The organism is Paenibacillus sp. FSL R5-0475, from assembly GCF_038004585.1.
GTDB lineage: Bacteria > Bacillota > Bacilli > Paenibacillales > Paenibacillaceae > Paenibacillus_AQ.
On the sequence record NZ_JBBORK010000001.1, the window covers coordinates 5,762,509 to 5,780,610 of the forward strand.

16 protein-coding genes are annotated in these 18,102 nt (G+C 42.9%); 5 read left to right on the forward strand and 11 right to left on the reverse strand.

Features of this window, described 5'->3' with window-relative positions; all coding sequences use genetic code 11:
• Window positions 1–104 precede the first annotated feature (104 nt).
• The 7 genes from MKX41_RS25875 to MKX41_RS25905 form a co-directional block, all read right to left on the reverse strand.
• Window positions 105–1,202: a polysaccharide deacetylase family protein gene (locus MKX41_RS25875; RefSeq protein ID WP_340973727.1), complete on the reverse strand. Its 1,098-nt coding sequence runs from the start codon at window positions 1,200–1,202 to the stop codon at window positions 105–107.
• 21 nt (window positions 1,203–1,223) lie between these two features.
• The gene (locus MKX41_RS25880) at window positions 1,224–2,570 is read right to left on the reverse strand and encodes a 6-phospho-beta-glucosidase (RefSeq protein ID WP_042184108.1); all 1,347 of its coding nucleotides are present in this window, start codon (window positions 2,568–2,570) and stop codon (window positions 1,224–1,226) included.
• Entirely contained in the window at window positions 2,518–3,531 is a 1,014-nt protein-coding gene (locus MKX41_RS25885; protein WP_339268219.1) for an N-acetylglucosamine kinase, read from the reverse strand. Before MKX41_RS25885 ends, MKX41_RS25880 begins: the two co-directional genes overlap by 53 nt.
• A gap of 30 nt (window positions 3,532–3,561) precedes the next feature.
• A complete protein-coding gene (locus tag MKX41_RS25890; RefSeq protein ID WP_042184112.1) occupies window positions 3,562–4,551 on the reverse strand; it encodes a LacI family DNA-binding transcriptional regulator in 990 nt (329 codons plus the stop codon).
• Between the two features lie 133 nt (window positions 4,552–4,684).
• Complete coding sequence (locus MKX41_RS25895; protein ID WP_340973730.1) at window positions 4,685–6,070, reverse strand: ABC transporter substrate-binding protein; 1,386 nt, start codon at window positions 6,068–6,070, stop codon at window positions 4,685–4,687.
• Window positions 6,071–6,123: 53 nt separating this feature from the next.
• Entirely contained in the window at window positions 6,124–7,002 is an 879-nt protein-coding gene (locus MKX41_RS25900) for a carbohydrate ABC transporter permease (protein WP_340973732.1), read from the reverse strand.
• Entirely contained in the window at window positions 6,999–7,892 is an 894-nt protein-coding gene (locus MKX41_RS25905; protein ID WP_042184117.1) for a carbohydrate ABC transporter permease, read from the reverse strand. The genes MKX41_RS25900 and MKX41_RS25905 overlap by 4 nt, the downstream gene beginning before the upstream one ends.
• Before the next feature lie 360 nt (window positions 7,893–8,252).
• Between MKX41_RS25905 and MKX41_RS25910 the strand changes: the two genes are divergently transcribed.
• Window positions 8,253–9,050: an ATP-grasp domain-containing protein gene (locus tag MKX41_RS25910; RefSeq protein WP_340973733.1), complete on the forward strand. Its 798-nt coding sequence runs from the start codon at window positions 8,253–8,255 to the stop codon at window positions 9,048–9,050.
• On the opposite strand, the gene MKX41_RS25915 is transcribed toward MKX41_RS25910, so the two are convergent.
• From MKX41_RS25915 to MKX41_RS25925, 3 genes are all read right to left on the reverse strand, one after another.
• Window positions 9,045–10,394, reverse strand: a complete 1,350-nt coding sequence (locus MKX41_RS25915) for a bifunctional folylpolyglutamate synthase/dihydrofolate synthase (RefSeq protein ID WP_340973735.1) — start codon at window positions 10,392–10,394, stop codon at window positions 9,045–9,047. The genes MKX41_RS25910 and MKX41_RS25915 overlap by 6 nt on opposite strands.
• 14 nt (window positions 10,395–10,408) lie before the next feature.
• Complete coding sequence (locus tag MKX41_RS25920) at window positions 10,409–11,455, reverse strand: hypothetical protein (RefSeq protein ID WP_340973736.1); 1,047 nt, start codon at window positions 11,453–11,455, stop codon at window positions 10,409–10,411.
• Window positions 11,456–11,522: 67 nt separating this feature from the next.
• Window positions 11,523–12,173, reverse strand: a complete 651-nt coding sequence (locus MKX41_RS25925; RefSeq protein WP_340973737.1) for a hypothetical protein — start codon at window positions 12,171–12,173, stop codon at window positions 11,523–11,525.
• Between the two features lie 286 nt (window positions 12,174–12,459).
• On the opposite strand from MKX41_RS25925, the gene MKX41_RS25930 reads away from it, so the two are divergent.
• The 4 genes from MKX41_RS25930 (at window position 12,460) to MKX41_RS25945 (ending at window position 16,806) form a co-directional block, all read left to right on the forward strand.
• A complete protein-coding gene (locus MKX41_RS25930) occupies window positions 12,460–13,842 on the forward strand; it encodes an ABC transporter substrate-binding protein (RefSeq protein WP_076286658.1) in 1,383 nt (460 codons plus the stop codon).
• Window positions 13,843–13,998: 156 nt separating this feature from the next.
• Window positions 13,999–14,841 (forward strand): carbohydrate ABC transporter permease, encoded by an 843-nt coding sequence (locus MKX41_RS25935; RefSeq protein ID WP_042184126.1) that lies wholly within the window; start codon window positions 13,999–14,001, stop codon window positions 14,839–14,841.
• Window positions 14,841–15,674 carry a carbohydrate ABC transporter permease gene (locus tag MKX41_RS25940; RefSeq protein ID WP_042184128.1) on the forward strand — a complete coding sequence of 278 codons (834 nt, stop codon included), beginning with the start codon at window positions 14,841–14,843 and terminating at the stop codon, window positions 15,672–15,674. Before MKX41_RS25935 ends, MKX41_RS25940 begins: the two co-directional genes overlap by 1 nt.
• A gap of 100 nt (window positions 15,675–15,774) precedes the next feature.
• The gene (locus tag MKX41_RS25945; protein ID WP_076286657.1) at window positions 15,775–16,806 is read left to right on the forward strand and encodes a LacI family DNA-binding transcriptional regulator; all 1,032 of its coding nucleotides are present in this window, start codon (window positions 15,775–15,777) and stop codon (window positions 16,804–16,806) included.
• A gap of 164 nt (window positions 16,807–16,970) precedes the next feature.
• Here the strand turns inward: MKX41_RS25945 and MKX41_RS25950 are convergent, their stop codons facing one another.
• The gene (locus tag MKX41_RS25950) at window positions 16,971–18,083 is read right to left on the reverse strand and encodes a GerAB/ArcD/ProY family transporter (RefSeq protein ID WP_076286656.1); all 1,113 of its coding nucleotides are present in this window, start codon (window positions 18,081–18,083) and stop codon (window positions 16,971–16,973) included.
• Between the last annotated feature and the right edge of the window lie 19 nt (window positions 18,084–18,102).

The following is an 18,102-nucleotide window of genomic DNA, read 5'->3' on the forward strand; positions in this document are numbered from 1 at the left end:
ACTGCTGGGATGTTTACCATTCCCATAACGCAAAACAGCGATCCACCAAAAACGGGGGAGCGCTGTTTTTTACCGCAACTATTTATCAGTATAGATGATGTCTCTTATTGATCTTCTACTATCTCTGACTGCCAGCTTAACTGTCTGCACATCTCGCTCATTTTACGAATATTGAGTCTGGCTTCAATCTTGGTTAGTCCCAATCTGATCGAAGTATCCGCAGCCCAGCGAAGTAAGTACACCAAGGTATCAGCCTGCGCTTCTTTAGCCGCATAATCTAATAATACAAGGGTATTGTCTACGACACCGGCGCGTACATATCCCCAATAGCTGCCATCAAATTGCCGTACGGTAAACAACTCGCGATCCTCTGTCACTCCAACCTCTTCTAGTGGACTCTCCAGATGCTCCAGCCACTCCTTTTCAGAAGTGAAATGTAGTGTATATTGCGGAATGTTCCACTCAGTTGTCTGGGTCGCGAGGTCGGCAAGCTGCTTACTATTTTCTAAAGGGATCCAATTTTCCAAGGGATGATCTAACTCTGCGGGAACGTCTACGACTATTTTCCAGGGTCTGTGGTTTACTTCTACGCCAATGGACCCAAGGATCTCAGGTACGCCGACACTTTCCAAGCCTCTTTGCTTGGCGATCCGAATAAGTGCTCTCAGTGCATCCGGTGAACCTTTTGCAACATCATTACTATGCATGACTATAATGGTTCCATTCTCAAGCGTAGGTTCAACTCTGGCAACGATCTCTTCAGCAGAAATACCAGACCAATCTCCGCAGTCAACGCCTTCAATATCTAGATAATCGCCCCATTCTGTCAGCCACTCGAGATTTTCTTCCCGGAATGAGCAATACGGAAAACGCATGAAATTGGGAGAAGGGAGACCCGTTGCGTCCTGATAGGCCAGCTCAGTCAGCTTCAATTGCTCTAAGAATACCGCCTTTGGCACTTGGGCCATTCGCCGATGATGGTACGTATGCGGAGCAAGCACATGACCACGGGACAGGATCAATCTCGCCTTCTCTGGATAGCGATCCATCCATTCCCCAGTGAAGAAAAAGGTGCCGACAGCACCTTCCTCCTCCAAAACATCAAGCCATAATTCAACGGGAAGCTGGGAAGGCCCATCATCAAATGTAAACGCGCAGATGGCTTGGTTCACATCGCCTTTCCAAACCGCTTTAGCTGACATATTGACGCCTCATCTCTATGGTTATTTAGTAAAAAAGTTCGGCAAGAACTCTTTATTGGCTTCCAGCATTTCATCCAGCATACGAACCGCCACATCTACAGATGGAACGAGTGGATGATGCACCATTGCCTGAAGAGCAAGCGCACGATCACCGGTCACAGCGGCATCAATGGCTAGCTGCTCGTAGGTTTTGACAGCATGAATAAGCCCTTTGGCCATCGGTGGAATCTTAGTCAGTGGTAGAGGTAGTGGTCCGTTCTTGGTGACAACACAGTTCACTTCAATGCTTGCATCATCTGGCAAGAAGTCCAGTATGCCACGGTTAGCAACATTCAAGGTCTGGATGTCGTTTGAACCGTTATAGAGCGATCTCATGAGATTAACTGCTGCTTCTGAATAGAAAGCACCACCGCGTTGTTCTAGCTGTTTCGGTTTCTCACTCAGCTCTAAGTTGGCGTATAGCTCAAATAGCTCTTCTTCTACGCGTTTGACGACTTCAGCACGGTTGATACCTTGCTTAAACGATTCCATCTGCTCTTCGAGCATGGCATCCGTCATATAGAAATATTTCAAATAGTAGGAAGGCACGGCGCGAAGAGATTTTAGGAATTCTGGATTCCACTCTCGGGCTGGCACGTTCTTGGCACTGTAGCCCTCTGTGAGCATATCATCCAGCTTATCTTCACCTTCAACGTCGATTCGAGTAATCCAGTGTAAGTGATTCAGACCAACGAATTCGGCATAAACACGGTCGGCAGCTACGTTATATTTGGCGGATACTTGTTTGATCAGACCGATAGGTGCATTACAGAGACCGATACTCTTTACTTTGGAGTATTTCAGAACAGCCTCAGTGACCATTCCTGCAGGATTGGTGAAATTGAGCAGCCATGCGTTAGGAGCCAGCTCTTCGATATCCCGGCATACATCCAGAATGACAGGGATCGTACGCAGTGCTTTCATCATTCCGCCAGGACCTGTCGTTTCTTGACCAATGACACCATATTTAAGAGGAATCGATTCATCACGTGCGCGGGCGTCAAGCATACCGACACGCATCTGAGTGCTGACAAAGTCTGCACCTTCGATAGCCTTCCGGCGGTCTGTTGTAAGATGAACTTCAATCGGAAGCCCGGATTTCTCAACCATGCGTTTAGCGAGATTTCCAACGATATTCAGCTTGCGAAGTCCAGGTTCGATGTCTACGAGCCATAGTTCACGAACAGGAAGCTCCTTGTAATGAAGAATAAATCCCTCTACCAATTCGGGTGTATACGAAGAACCCCCACCGATAACTGCGATCTTTAATCCTTGATTAGTTGCCAAGATCAACCACTCCTGTCTTTTTTGTTTGTTGGATCGATTCATAATCTTGAAATTGCCGCATGGTCTCATACGCTTCATTACTAAGGGTCAAACCATCTTGATCCATCGCGGACCATACGGCACCTACTACAGGCTCTGTGGCAAGAGTCACCACAGTTGCTTGTGGAGCTGCGGCTTGTACAGCTTTCTCAATAGGTCCGCGAATCCAGCCGCGATCCCCACGGGTTAGCAGACTTCCCGCCAGAACCACATCGAAGGTGTCCTGCTCCATCCCAAGCTTGTGGATGACTGCAGCAGCGGACTTCCCTAACTCAACGCCTTGCCGATTTAGAATCTCTAAGGCTACAGCATCTCCTTCAGCTGCTGCTTCGAAAAGCAAACGAGCAGCATGAACAGGGACCCTTTTCCAATGATTGAGGAAATCATTAAACATATCTGCAACTTCCTCATAACCTAGCAAGTTGAGTAGAAGTCCGGTCAAGAGGGTAGGTTGCTCCCGTCCATCCCAAGCTCTTATGACAGAACGAAAGACTTCAATGTTGAGAGCACCGCCACCACCGAAGTCACCGTACATGTAGTCAAAGCCACCACACTGATAGTGCTCTCCTTGCGTGTTTCTGCCTGCCGAATTGGTGCCTGTGCCGCAGATTAGTGCAACTCCATAAGGGCGAGTCGTCCCTGCACGTAATCCGATCATGGTGTCACAGTTAATGGTGTAATTGATAAATCCGATCTCGCGAATCATTGGATGGAGAATGAGATAATCGGCCTCTCGGTCAGCACCGGCAAGCCCAAGATAGGTATGTTGGATGTCCTCCAATCGGAGTCCAGCCTCATCTAGTGCCCCGAATGTGGCCTCTCGAATGCTGTTGGCTGCCTCAAGTGCGCCTGTCTGGTGGTTGCCGTTACCGCTCCTGCCCTTACCGAGAACATTGCCATGTTCATCGCATAGCAGAGCATAGGTTTTGGTGCCTCCACCATCGATCCCCAAGTAGTAAGTCAATGGTTGTCACTCCTTGTTTATATGATTTAATTAATTGGAAGTGGTAGATTCCCGTACAATTAACTCTGGGTCAATCTTTACTCCAGCTCCGCGCTTCATCTTTCCAGAGATACGTTTTAAGAGCATTTCGGCAGCTGCTAATCCAATTTTGTCCGAAGGCTGACGGATCGTTGTTAAATATGGATGAAGCTGTGAAGCAATATAATGATCATCATAGCCAATCACAGCTACTTGTTCGGGTACCCGAATGCCAGCTTCCATTAACGCGTTGATGACTCCAAGGGCGATATTGTCATCGCCAGCGAATACCGCAGTAGGTAATTGTCCTTCGTTCAGCCAACGCTTGCAGGTTTCGTATCCCATTCCAATTTCGAAATCACCATGTACAATCTCAAATGGAGTAAGACCTTTTTCCTCAAGCGCTTGTAGGAATCCGGCACGCCGCTCCCGCGTACTACGGAACATCTCCTGTCCACATAGATGAGCAATTGACGTATGACCGAGCGCTAACAGATGACTGGTAGCCATGTAGCCACCTTTGAAGTTATCAATCGTGATAGAGTAGGTGTCATTCTCGGGCTTTTGGTTATCAATCAGCACATAGGGGATGCCGCGCCGTTTTAATTCCACAATATAATTATCCTCTTCCATCGGAGAGAGTAGAAACAAACCGTCTACACGATCCTCCTGGATTAAATAATGACTATCATCCGATTCGATGCCTGCTGAGATGGAGATGGCCAAAAAATAACCATGCATCGCTAAGACTTCATTCAGCTCTTTGACCACTGCGTCAAAAAAAGAATCCTGCAGGGTCGTGACAATAATCCCGATAATTCCCGTCTTACCGCTTGCCAGACTGCGTGCAGCTGCATTAGGGCGATAATCCAGCTCTTTAATGGCCTCAAGCACCTTCTGGCGATTATTCTCGCGTACCGATTCGGCCCCATTTAAGACCCGGGATACGGTTACAACCGATAATCCTGATTTTTTGGCTACATCAAAAATACTCACTTTCATCTCTAGTTCTCCTCGCGGCAGATTTTCCGATCCTGTTTTCTACCTTTAGTATACAGGGTTGGCAGACTGTCCGCTAAACGTATGATTTCAAACAGGTATACCGTCCCTAAAGGGACGGCATATCTGCCAAATATTAACGATGAATGATCTCCGTAACTTTTTTCTGAATCGTCGTCATCACCTCTTCCACCGTCTTATGTCCAGTTTCTACTGGCTGCAATTCATTAATGAACATGTCATTAATTTGCGAGTAGTTGGTGATCAAATGGTTGTAGGATTCGAAGCCATAGTTCACAGCACCCTCGTAGACATTTTTGATATCTTGTGGATCGATGCCGTCAAAATGTTTATAGTAAGCTTCAGCAGCTTCGGTGTTGACTGGCGGGTTACCGCCACTAAGCTCAATGGATTTCTCCTGCACTTCGGTAGTGATCAAATATTTGATCCATTCCAAAGCTTCCTTCGGATGTTTGGAGTCCTTCAAGATCAGCAGCGGATCGACGTAAAGTGTGCTGCGGACCTTATCGTTGCCTCCCCATGGTACAGCGGCTACGCCGATTTTGAAGGGAAAGTCATTCGCACCTGCAAGGTTCCATGAGCCACCGATAGACATCCCGATTTTGCCTGCAACAAAGGGATCACCGTTCTGTCCGGCTACGCTTTTGCTCCACTCGGAGGAAGGAGAGACTTTATCTTTGAAGACGAGATCAAAGAGTTTGTTGTAGGCAGCAATCACTTCAGGGGAATCAAAATAAGTCTCGGAAGGCACGCCGCCATTAGTCCATGTATCCTCTGAATAAGGCTGCGCTCCAAAATATAATGGCCGCATATCGCGTTCAGACCAGGTGAAGTCTACGCCATATTGTGTTTTGGCAATATCATCGGAGACGAGAGTCATTTGTTTAGCCTGGTCGACCATCTTTTCAAACGTCCAGCTCTTATCTTCATAATCGCTTGTTGGATAAGTCAGTTTGGCAGCATCAAACATGTCTTTGTTATAGAGCATCAAGGTGACATACATATTAACTGGGATACCATATGTGTGATCTTTAACCTTATAAATGTTCATCAGGTTCTCTGGGATGTTGTAATCGGCTGCCTTGAAGCCATCCTCTTTTAAAAGGTCGGTCAAATCGAGCAGCATATCCTTGTTGTAGTATTCTGCGAAACCTCCATAACCCCAGTGACTTGTCACATCGGGTGATTTGCCACCGGCAATTAGTGTTTGCAGCTTGCTGTCGAACTGCTCATAAGGTGCTTTTTCCACTTTTACTTTAATGTTCGGGTGCTGCTTTTCGAAATCAGGAATTAATTTCTCAACAAAAGTCCGGTCTTCTGAATCTATTGTGTAATGGGTGATGGTTACCGTTTCTGCTTTGTCTCCTGAATTGGTCGAGCCACCATTTCCTTCAGATAGAGTGTTACCCGCCGATTTGCCGCCGCTACAGCCTGACAATGCCAGAACAACAAGCATGGTTGTTGCAAGTAAAAGCGCACTACTTTTCCTGTTCTTGTTCATTAGCTAAACCCTCCATGATTTCAAGTATATTTGGCCGCCCGGATGGCGGATTATTACTTAATCCCTGTAAGTACAATCCCTTCGACGAACTGTTTCTGTGCTACAGCAAACAGCGTTACGATAGGAACCATAGCTAGAACCGAAGCGACCATCAGCAAATGCCAAGGTGGAATGCGGAATCTCGATGAGGTGAGAGAAGCCATCCCGACGGGTAGCGTGAACTTCTCTGACGAGCTTAGGTAAAGCACCGGTGTAAGCAGATCGTTCCAGTTGTAGATAAAAGCAAAGATAGCTACAGTTGCAAGTGCGGGTTTGGAGAGTGGGAGTGCTATAGTAGCCCACATCCGTATTTCGCCGCATCCATCAATGCGTCCGGCATCAAACAGCTCTTCAGGCAACGTGGAGAAGAATTGGCGCAGCAGGAAAATGTTATAAGCTGAGCCGAAAAAAGCAGGCACAATCAAGGGGAGGAAGGTGTCGATCCAGTTCATTTGTGAAAAGAGTACGAATTGCGGAATCATAATGGCTGGATAAGGCAACATCATTGTGCTCAACAATAGGACGAACCATATCTGATTCCCTCTACCTCTGAATCTGGCGAATCCATAGGCGACCAGCGCTGAAGAAATCAAGGTGCCTACAACGCTGAGACCGGCGATAATTAAACTATTTTTGTAAAGCGTACCGAACTGCAGGGTATCAAATATTTCTGTGTAATTGCTCCACTGCCAGCTCTCTGGAAGAAAGGTGGGTGGGAACTTCAGCATCTCACGTTTGGACTTAAGTGAAGTGGAGACCATGAAGAACAAAGGAAGCAGCATCAGAAATGTTGTAACTACTAAAGTAATAAAGCTAAAAATCTTAACAGGCTCCACTTTCCGGCGGCGTTTGGTTCCTTTAGTGTGGGGGCTTAGCGCTCTGACTGTACTCATTTGCGTCCGCCTCCTTCGTAGTGAACATAACGGTTAGACAATTTCATAATTAGTGCGGTGCACAGCATAACTACGATGAGGAGCACCCATGCCAGGGCTGAGGAATAACCGGCACGATATTCTTTGAAAGCACTGGTGTAGAGATTATAAACATAGAACCAGGTAGAGTAATTTGGACCTCCTTGAGTCATGACAAAAGCTTGGGTAAAGACTTGGAAGGAATCGATTAGTCCCATTATTAGTTGAAAAAGCAGCACGGGAGAGATCATCGGTAAGGTAATGTTCAAGAAAATTCTGAAGCGTCCGGCACCGTCAAGGTTAGCGGCTTCGATCAAGCTAGCCGGTACGCCTTGCAGACCTGCGAGGAATAAAATCATTCCTGAGCCTGCTGTCCAGAAGGTCATGATGATCAAGGCATATAGTGCAGTGTCCGGGTTCATCAGCCAAGCCGGTCCATGAATACCGAACCAGGAAAGGATATAATTGAAGAGCCCGATCTGCGGGTTGAAGATCCAGTACCATAGGAGGGACATGGCCACGCCGGATACCATGCTTGGAAAATACATGGCCGTTCGGAAAAAGCCGCGCAGGGGAATGGTCTGGTGAAGCAATAGCGCAAATCCAAGACCGAGAACAAGCTGGATAGGTACACCGATGAAGGTATATCTCAGTGTGACAACCACCGATTTCCAGAATAGGTCATTGTGAAACATCTCTGTGTAGTTAGCGAGCCCGATAAACTTAGGCGGGTGTATGATGTCATAATCAGTAAAGCTGAAGTAAAGCGATGATAAGATAGGATAAAGGGCGAATACTAGGAAGCCGATAATCCAAGGAGAAATGAACAGATACATGTAGAAAGTCTGCCGCCTGTTCTCGCGATTGATCATGACACACCAACCTCTCATTTTAAAGTATAAGCGCTTTAACTTTTGGTCGTACTAATACTATTAAGTAGCAATAATAATAGATACCTGGGTATTAAAGTTTAACCGCTTTAACTTTTTGGTTCGCTTGATAAGCCTATCATAGAGGATGATCACTAAATAATCAATACTTATTTTTAACTATAAGAGCGCTATCAGTCATTAAACATAACATTAACCTTGTTATTTTTTTTGGAAAGTCCCTCGAAAAAGATTTCTAAGGTTTTGATGATAGTAATTATAACGTATGAATGTTATTTTCGATTGATATTTCTCATGCTATGATTAGGTTTGGTCATATTTTGTTAGAAATGAGGAAACTGAATGACGACTAGACCTTACTTAAAAATGATCCAGCATTCTGTTACAACCTCAGGGATTACCTTTGAGGAAGTTACACCGAATTTCGTATATAGAGCTACGGATGGATTGAAATCATTTGTGATGGTAGACGCTGAGATCGGACTAAACAACAGTGCTTCTACGATCATTGCTATGAGTAAATCTCTAACTTATGACGTTTTGTATAAGGCGAATATCCCCGCGGTAGAACATATCTATTTGCCACATCCTGACTCCAAATTTAACAACTTGAATCCTTATTCATTGGCTGAACGTTATTTCCAAACGCTCAATGGGGTGGTAGTTATGAAGCAGGATAACGGGGCGCAGGGAAATCATGTGTACAAAATTAATGAGATAGCCGATCTGCACGAAAAGCTGGATTTATTATTTTCTTTACAGCTTAATGGGGCAATAGGTCCCTATTATGAAGCAGAGATTGAGTATAGAATCGTAACTTTTAATCACCAGGCGCGTGTATTCCTTGGCAAAAAAAGAGTTCGCTCTTGGAAGCACAATTTGATAAACGGGGCTATTGCTATTGAGGTTAGCGATCAGGCCAAACGAGCGGCGCTTGCGGCGCTTGCTTCCGAGACCTCCAAAGCGATGGGCCTTGATTTTTGCTCCGTGGATATTTTGGAGACAGATCAAGGCCTCAGGGTGATCGAAGTGAATCATAAGGTTATGCTAGATGAGTATTGTAAGCAGAATCCAAGTGAAGTGCCAGCTCTATCTGATCTTTATCAGGAAGTCATTCTCCAGCGCTTTGAGAAGCTATAAGCCGATATCGAGCAGCGATTGTCCGAATAATCTTTTGGCATTTCCGATAAAGGTTTGCGTGCCGACAATTACAATAATCTCGGAAGACGAGCGAGTTTGTATGTGCGTTAGAGCGTCCTCTAAATAGGGGAACTCGTAACTTTGTTCGATAAATCGGTTGGCAACATGGAGTGCATCTGTAGGAAAAGAAAGATGACTAATATCGGGCTTTGTGATGATTAATTGATCCGAGACCGAACTCATCACTTCGATAACTCCTGGGTAATCTTTATCTTTTGGGACACCGATAATTGAAGTTACAGCTCGGCTGCGGTCAGGATTCACAAGTTGAATAAGCTCAGCCAAATAGCCTGCCGACTCTTTATGAATTGCTCCGTCAATTATCGTTAATGGATCATGGCAGATCACTTCACAGCGACCCGGCCATTGCAATTGTGCAAAGCATTTGAGAACGAGTTCCCTATTCAGAGGACCACTTGTGATATCCTCACATAGTGCGACTGCAGTGGCTGCATTTAGAGCTTGAAATTGCCCCAATAACGGAATCGTTAAGGACGGGTAACCCGCTTGATTTGTCTGAACATTAAAAGTAGTTCCAACGGGTGTTATTGCAATAGAGTCAGCCCAGAACTGCTCCTCATAATACTGGACAGTGTTGGAAGTGAGGTTCGCTTTTATAGTCGCAAGTACGCTCGATTTCTGTTTGCTGATATAGACGTTAGTAGCCTTGTTTTTGACGATGCCCAGTTTATGTAGTGTAATGCTGTTCAGGTCAGGTCCCAAATTAGCTACATGTTCCTCCATAATCGGAGTAATGACAGCCCAATCATTCTTCAGGACATTCGTGTCATCAAACCTTCCGCCTCTTCCACATTCAATTACATTGAAATCGGTATGATTCTCCTTGAAGTACAACGTCGCAATCGCCAGACCCACCCCAACAGGACCCTGATACTCATCAGCGGCAAGCTGATCTTCAATCGTTTGAAATCCCTCGCGAACCACATTTCCTAATCGTATAAAATCCTCTTTGGATATGGCCCGCCCGTCAATCCGTATTCTTTCGTTGAAATCCACCAGATGAGGGGAGGTAAACAAGCCCACTTTATAGCCTAGGTGACTTAACAAAGAAGAGATAAACCTTGAGGTGGAGCCCTTACCTTTACTGCCTGTGACTAGTATGTATTGTTGATCTCGATCCGGATTTCCGACTAGTTCCAGCAATGCTCTGGTTAATTCCGGTCGTCTAACTTGTCCATCCAAAGTTTCTGTGATGTTGTTAATGGCTCTTAGATAAGAGCTGTAGATCATATCTTCTACCTGGGCTTGTGAATTGAATTCCACGATCATCGCTCCATTTAGTTAATTTTTGCTCGTTCTTCAGATAGTGTCGTGTAGATGATTATCGGAAGTAGTATCAGAGAAATAGCAACGGTCAGAGCGATGCTCCAGTTCAAATCCTTATACAGCTGTACTACTGTAAACAATAGAGCAATTACAGGCAAGACCAGCTTATTTAAGTGTTTTAAGAATAGGGAGTTCATGCTTCTCTTTACGGTAACCGATGTGCCGATACTGGGGATTTCTAGTTCATTTCGTGACAAAGCGGTGATTCCGATAAATAAGTGGCTGTCGTTAAATTTGAGCTGATCATCCTCCTCATTTAGCTTGATCAACTGGGCAATATGCTCAGTATCTATATCTAAGATGGGGACGGTGATTTCTTTGTTGTTATAGGTGATGACGATTTTATCGGTCTCTTCCATGCCCAGCAGCTTTCTAACATTGGGGTGAATTCGGCATAGATTTTGGTGCTCATCAAAAGGGTAGGGATGTCCTACTCTTAGCGTAAGCTCTCTTTTGCCAATAAAAAGATTTCCTAATGCGGTTAAGGGATGTTTGATTCCCATATGTATAAGTTTATGTATGCCTGGCTTGGACTGAGGACTTGTTCTTGCACGGGTAATAATTAGTTGATCATCCTCAGTGGCATGAGTCTCAAGTAACAACATGATATATCTGTTGAAATATAGTGCATTCGGCTTGGCTGTGTCATCCTCTTTTAACGTTAAGTTTACCCGAAAGCCATTCTTAGGATTAATCAGCTCTACATGGTTCGAATATTTGCGGACGAGCGTTGGACAAGCTTTGACATAAGGTTTGGCAATCTCGTCCACTTTAGGAATTCCCCGAAGAATCGTGTTGTACTCAGGTTTAGTAATGGTTAATCCTGTTATGGGGCAATCTCCTAGCTTGTCCTTTGCTCTTTTAGATAATTGAATACTGCCTCTAGGGATATCACTTTTAGATAAAAGCAAACAGCTAACCTGAGCATCATTCTCTGCTTTAAGCTCGACAAAGATATGGTGGACTAAGCCTAATTCAGCCAGCTCATCGGGGTTCATCGTGAGTTCTTCCCGGGCAGTATAGCTTTGTTTGTCCAATAGGGTGAAGGTCTGCTCGATATTTATGTTAGGCACCTCCCAATTGATTGATGATTTGTTCGAGGGAATGAATGGTTTTTTGGAATAAATCAAATGATTTCGGGTTACGATAATTTCGATTAATTTCAATTTGAATACTTTGAACTAACAGCTCTTTGGCGGAATACGATGTGACCGTTCCCGGATGAGATGCAGAAAATGTATGGTTTTGATGAACATTGGTAATACCATTATTGAAAAAAATACGTATGACTTCATTTATATTATTTTCTTGTATGGAAGTTCCGTGTAATGTACCTAAATCAATATCAAATTCCCTATCCTTAGAGGCACCATGCAAGTCTATAACAAAGTTAATTTGATGTTCTTTGACAATTGTTCCAAGTGCAGCTTTATATTCTCCGACAAGGATGTAATTGGGGTCTTCTTTGGAGAAGCTATTGGAATAGATACAGTAGCAACTGGTGAGTTTTTGTAATAGCAGCGCAAGAGAGCCTGTATACATATCTGCAGGTTTTACAGCATGTTCTCTATAGTGGTTAATGGCATGCGGAGCAGACACAAGGACAGGAAGAGTACCTTCTACAATGGAGTAAGAGGGCTCTACCTCGATATCGCCAAAATAATTATTATTAGAGAATTGTAACTCATACTTTTCGATCAGAGATAAGATATGCAATCACCTATTCATAGTTATTTTAAAAATATAAGAAAGTCGAAGGCGTTTATACTTGTCTATTATAACGTTTGAAGATTTGTAATGGCGAGTTTCTGCAATAAAATGGTTATTGAAATGTTCCAAACGGTGTGCTAATATTTCAATTGAAAACGTTACCGATAAGGATACCGGAAAAAAAGCGGAGAATATTTAAGTGAAATGAAAACGCTGACATTATTCTCGGTGAGCAAGCTCGGAGACGTCTTTAAGAGAAGTAATTTAATAAAAAGTTCGAGGGGGAAGAAAAATGAAGAATATTAAAAAATATCTAGGGCTCATGTTGGTAATGTCTATGGTTGTAGTCTTGGCAGCAGGGTGTGGGAATAAAGAGAACAACACAGCAACCAATGGTGGAAACGCTTCATCTGGTAAAAATGGATCGGTTTACTTTTTAAACTTCAAGCCTGAAATTGCAGAAATATATGAAAAAATCGCTAAGGATTACGAAGCGGAGACAGGCGTTAAAGTAAAAGTCGTAACAGCTGCAGCAGGTACTTACGAAACCAAATTGAAATCCGAAATTTCTAAGTCCGATGCACCTACGATCTTCCAAATTAATGGACCTGTTGGTTTCCAAGCGTGGAAAGATTACACCTTGGATTTGAAAGATACTAAGCTATACAGCTACTTGTCCGACAAAAGCTTGGCTGTAACTGAAGGCGAAGGCGTGTATGGTATCCCTTACGTAGTTGAAGGATACGGTATTATCTACAACGACGCCATTATGAAGAAATACTTTGCTTTAGCTGACAAAGCTGTTTCGATCTCTTCCACAACTGAAATCAATAATTTCGAGACTTTGAAAGCAGTAGTAGAAGATATGACCGCTAAAAAAGATCAACTGGGTATCAAAGGTGTATTCGCCTCGACTTCCCTCGCTGCTGGTGAACAATGGAGATGGCAGACTCACTTGGCTAACTTGCCACTGTACTATGAATTCAAAGACAACACTGAGTTTGATAACACAGTTCTTGCCGGTCTAGCTTCTAAGGAAGTTGAATTCAAATATAACGATAAATTCAAAAACATCTTTGATCTTTACATCAAAAACTCTGTGACTAAAGAATCCCTTCTGGGTAGTAAATCTGTAGCGGACTCCATGGCTGAATTCGCACTGGGTAACGCAGCAATGGTTCAAAACGGTAACTGGGCTTGGTCACAAATCAATGATGTAGATGGTAACGTAGTTAAAGCTGAGGACATCAAATTCTTGCCTATCTACACAGGTATGGAAGGCGAAGAAAAACAAGGTCTGGCTGTAGGTACAGAAAACTATTTGGCAATCAACAGCAAAGCCTCTGCTGAGAACCAACAAGCTTCTATCGCATTTTTGGAATGGTTGTTCTCCAGTGAAAAAGGTAAAGCTTATGTAACGAACGACTTAGGTTTCATCGCTCCATTCAATACGTTTGAAGACAGCGAAAAACCAGCAGATCCACTTGCTAAAGAAGTATCCGCTTGGATGGAAAAAGATCTGACTTCTGTAGCTTGGACATTTGCGGCATTCCCAAGTGAAGAGTTCAAAAATGTCTTTGGTGATGCGCTCTTGCAATACGCTCAAGGCAATAAAACCTGGGATGAAGTTGTAACCATCTTTAAGGACACTTGGAAGGCTGAAAAGGCAAAATAATAAATGCATGGAAAAATGATTGAATAACTCTCGTTTGTTATAAAGATAAAAGCTTAGTGCCACTGGATTCCCTTTGGAATTTCAGTGGCACTAAGCAACAATTCGAGTGAATTCATCTATTTCATCATTTTCCATACTGAGATAGGAGAAGACTCCATGGAAAAATCGATAAGAAAATATTTTGCTCTTTTTGCATTACCGACCATAATAGCCTTTGGGATCGCATTTGTTGTACCTTTTCTGCTAGGTATATATTTATCCTTTACAGAGTTTACTACCGTCAATGATGCAAAATGGATAGGGTTTGGCAATTACATTAAAGCATTTTCAAATCAAGAATTTCTAAATGCACTAGGCTTTACTGTTAAGTTTACAGTTCTATCTGTTCTTACGATTAATGTATTCGCCTTCATACTGGCGATGTTGTTAACTAGAAAGCTAAAAGGGACTAACGTATTTAGAACTATTTTTTTCATGCCTAACTTGATAGGCGGTATCGTATTAGGATACATCTGGCAGCTGATCTTTAATGGAATCCTGTATAAATTTGGAGTTACTTTGACCTCTGACGCAACTTATGGATTTTGGGGATTAATTATCCTTATGAATTGGCAATTGATAGGTTACATGATGATTATCTATGTTGCAGGTATTCAAAATGTGCCTAAGGATATAGTAGAAGCCGCAAGAATTGATGGAGCTTCACGTTCAAAGATTTTACGTAATGTGACGATTCCACTCGTAATGCCATCCATTACCATTTGTTTATTCTTAACGTTATCGAATTCATTCAAATTGTTTGACCAAAACCTAGCGTTGACCGCTGGTGCTCCTTCTAAGCAGACCTCGATGTTAGCACTGGATATCTACAATACCTTCTACGGAAAAACAGGATGGGAAGGTGTGGGTCAAGCGAAAGCCGTCGTATTCTTTGCACTGGTAGCCTTAATCGCCTTAGTACAACTTGTCATTACTAGAAGAAAGGAGGTTGAGAACTAATGCAACAGACTAGAGCAAAAGACTATTCCATATTCACTATTTTGTTGGTCTTGGCCATTGCGTTCTTATCTCCGATCTTTATTGTTCTGATGAACTCCTTTAAAGGTAAGTTCTACATTAGTGATACACCTTTCTTATTCCCTAATGGAACTACTTTTGTTGGTTTGAAGAACTATACTAGCGGTATAGCGAAGATTGATTTCTTCAGTGCTTTTGGAATGTCCTTGTTTATCACGGTGTGTTCGGTTGCTGTAATCGTGTTATTCACTTCCATGACCGCATGGTATATTACTCGGGTGAAATCAAAATTCACGAACTTGATGTATTACGCATTTGTGTTCTCGATGATCGTACCGTTCCAAATGGTTATGTTCACAATGACTAAGACAGCCAATGTACTGCATCTCGACAATCCGATTGGGATAATCTTGATCTATCTGGGATTTGGATCAGGGCTATCGGTATTTATGTTTAGTGGATTTGTGAAGTCCATCCCACTGGAGGTTGAAGAGGCGGTTATGATTGATGGATGCAATCCACCGCAGGCGTTCTTTAAAGTGGTATTGCCCATCCTTAAGCCTATAGCTGTAACCGTAGCGATTCTTAATGTAATGTGGGTATGGAATGACTTCCTGTTGCCTGACCTACTGATCGGTACTGAATACAAAACCATTCCTATTGCGATACAGTACCTAAAAGGTGGATACGGATCGATTGATATGGGAGCTATGATGGCGATGCTAGTTCTAGCTATTGTACCCATCATTATTTTCTACCTCACCTGCCAAAAATATATTATCGAAGGTGTCGTTGCAGGAGCCGTTAAGGGTTAAATAGAATATGTATGTAGAAGCGAGTAGGGTGCTTTTCTTGTTGAGTCTTCTCTTCAAGAATCCCCTACTTTCTTATTTAACGTGTAAAGGAAAGGTAGAAATGGAGAGATTGACTATCATAGATATCGCCAAATTATGTGGGGTTGGCGTGACTACAGTATCTAGAGCTATAAATAATCATCCGGATATTAATGAAGAAACAAAAGCGATGGTTATGAAGGTCATCAAAGAAAACCATTATGTACCGAATAACAGTGCCAGAAATTTAAAACGTTCCGATTCGAAAACGATTGCAGTATTGATCAAAGGGATATCAAATCCATTTTTCAGCCCGATGATTAAAGTATTTGAAAAAGAGATCCAGCGAAAGAAGTACTCCTTTATCCTACAGCGAGTCGATGAGAATCAAGATGAGATTGAAGTGGCAATTGAGCTGGAGAAAGAAAAGCGCCTGAAGGGAATTGTGTTCCTGGGGGGATTATTCTCACACTCTCAAGAAAAATTACAGCAATTGACGGTTCCATTTGTCCTCAGCACGATTGGGATGACGGAAGAGTTTGATCTAAGTAACTATTCTTCTGTATCTGTAGATGACTTTAATGAGAGCTATAAAATTGTAGACTATTTATGTAATCTGGGACATGAAAAAATCGCAGTCATTACCGCGCCTGAAGATGATGTGAGTATCGGTAAATTAAGATATGAAGGATATAAAAAGGCTCTTTCTGATCATGGAATAGCTTATAATGAACGGCTAGTACGGCGGATGAAAGAAGATATTGACAGCTATAGTATGGAAAATGGATATGCGGTTACAAAAGAACTGCTGGAGTCAGGGGAAGAGTTTACCGCTATTTTCACCTTATCAGATAGTATGGCCATCGGCGCTTGTAAAGCCATATTTGAAGCAGGCAAGCGAGTTCCTGAAGATTACTCTGTGGCAGGTTATGACGGACTGGATATTTCCTTCTATTATAATCCTTCTATCACTACCATCAAACAGCCAGTAGTAGAAATTGCGGAAGCGTCGATTAAGATTTTGTTTGATCTCATTAATAAGAAGGTCAATCATGCGCATCAGATTTTCCCTGCAGAATTAATCGTTAGAGAATCTACGAGGTCTATTTTGTAGTTTCAAAAAGTTCATATGTTTAAGCTTATTTACGAATCGGGGTGGGGAGATAGAACCGCAAGAGATTAAACTTAATGATATCAGCAGCATCACACGGTTTCTCACCGCATTCGGTGACCCTACTCGGATTCGGATTGTTATTAGGTAGAAAAGGCCGCTCCTATTTAATTCCGAAATTTCAAGTCTTTGCTCAGTGCACTTCGAAACATCCCCACACTTAACAATACCAAGGGTAGAAATAACCCGAAGGTTATAATGTAGTACACCCAATAATTATCAAACACCGCATTGTAATAGGTGTAATTCGGAGCAATGAGAGGTGCTAGTGCGATTAGGATCATCCCAGTAGGCAGAGTTAGCACCCGAAACTCTTTTAAGTTTAATAATTGGGATAACCCTAGGACGAAAGCATAGAAGTATAATGTTACTTCTATAAACAAGGTTAACATCCACATTAGAGCTATCATGGCTTCAACCCGCTCAAAGATCCCACCAACCGATATGCGTCTTGCTATGTTATAACTGGGATATATATCTCTGGTCGTTAAATCCGGACCTAGTACTAATACGGAAACAGTGACTGTCAGGAAGATGATAATCCCACCTAGGAAACAGCCCTGTAATAAGGCTTTTGTTATTTTTTTTTGTTGATTTACATAAGGGAGGAACATTAGAAAGACAACGGGTTCTAAGAAGGTGTAAGCCGAAATGGAGATGGACCCTCTTAGCACTGGCTTTATTCCGTCCTCCAATATGGGCAGCATTCTGACTATTTCCATCTGAGGAATAATGGCGACCGTTAGGATTAGAAATAGGATTATAACCATGGGAGTAAAGATCTCACCCGTTCGTCCGATAACCTCAATACCGAGTCGTGTTGCCATAATGACAATCAGTATAAATAAGATTAGAATGGCCGGAATGGGGGTTCCGGGTAACATTTCCGAGGTCACGAAATCAGCGACTTCCCGCATACTTCCTACGGTAACGATGAGAAAATACATTAAGGTCAAAAGAGATATAATAGTCCCTATCCATTTTCCAAAAACCTTTTGAATCACTTGGATAAGCGTTAGGTTGGGGTATAACTTTGCGAATTTGCTGTACAAAAAAATGGCTAGTAAACCTACGATCATTCCAATTAAGGAGGAAATCCAGGCATTTTGTTTGGCGTAGTGTGTAGTGGAAGGGGGGATTACAAGAATGGAATCCCCAATGGTAAGAAGCATAACAAGAATGGTAAGTTGACGAATACTTATTTTACCCTTTTCGAGCATGGCTTTGTTCCCTCCAATT

Coding starts and splice junctions, on each gene's coding strand:
- MKX41_RS25875 (WP_340973727.1), bottom strand. CDS start 1,202: ATGTCAGCTAAAGCGGTTTGGAAAGGCGATGTGAACCAAGCCATCTGC.
- MKX41_RS25880 (WP_042184108.1), bottom strand. CDS start 2,570: ATGAATCGATCCAACAAACAAAAAAGACAGGAGTGGTTGATCTTGGCA.
- MKX41_RS25890 (WP_042184112.1), bottom strand. CDS start 4,551: ATGAAAGTGAGTATTTTTGATGTAGCCAAAAAATCAGGATTATCGGTT.
- MKX41_RS25895 (WP_340973730.1), bottom strand. CDS start 6,070: ATGAACAAGAACAGGAAAAGTAGTGCGCTTTTACTTGCAACAACCATG.
- MKX41_RS25900 (WP_340973732.1), bottom strand. CDS start 7,002: ATGAGTACAGTCAGAGCGCTAAGCCCCCACACTAAAGGAACCAAACGC.
- MKX41_RS25905 (WP_042184117.1), bottom strand. CDS start 7,892: ATGATCAATCGCGAGAACAGGCGGCAGACTTTCTACATGTATCTGTTC.
- MKX41_RS25910 (WP_340973733.1), top strand. CDS start 8,253: ATGACGACTAGACCTTACTTAAAAATGATCCAGCATTCTGTTACAACC.
- MKX41_RS25920 (WP_340973736.1), bottom strand. CDS start 11,455: ATGAACCCCGATGAGCTGGCTGAATTAGGCTTAGTCCACCATATCTTT.
- MKX41_RS25930 (WP_076286658.1), top strand. CDS start 12,460: ATGAAGAATATTAAAAAATATCTAGGGCTCATGTTGGTAATGTCTATG.
- MKX41_RS25935 (WP_042184126.1), top strand. CDS start 13,999: ATGGAAAAATCGATAAGAAAATATTTTGCTCTTTTTGCATTACCGACC.
- MKX41_RS25940 (WP_042184128.1), top strand. CDS start 14,841: ATGCAACAGACTAGAGCAAAAGACTATTCCATATTCACTATTTTGTTG.
- MKX41_RS25945 (WP_076286657.1), top strand. CDS start 15,775: ATGGAGAGATTGACTATCATAGATATCGCCAAATTATGTGGGGTTGGC.
- MKX41_RS25950 (WP_076286656.1), bottom strand. CDS start 18,083: ATGCTCGAAAAGGGTAAAATAAGTATTCGTCAACTTACCATTCTTGTT.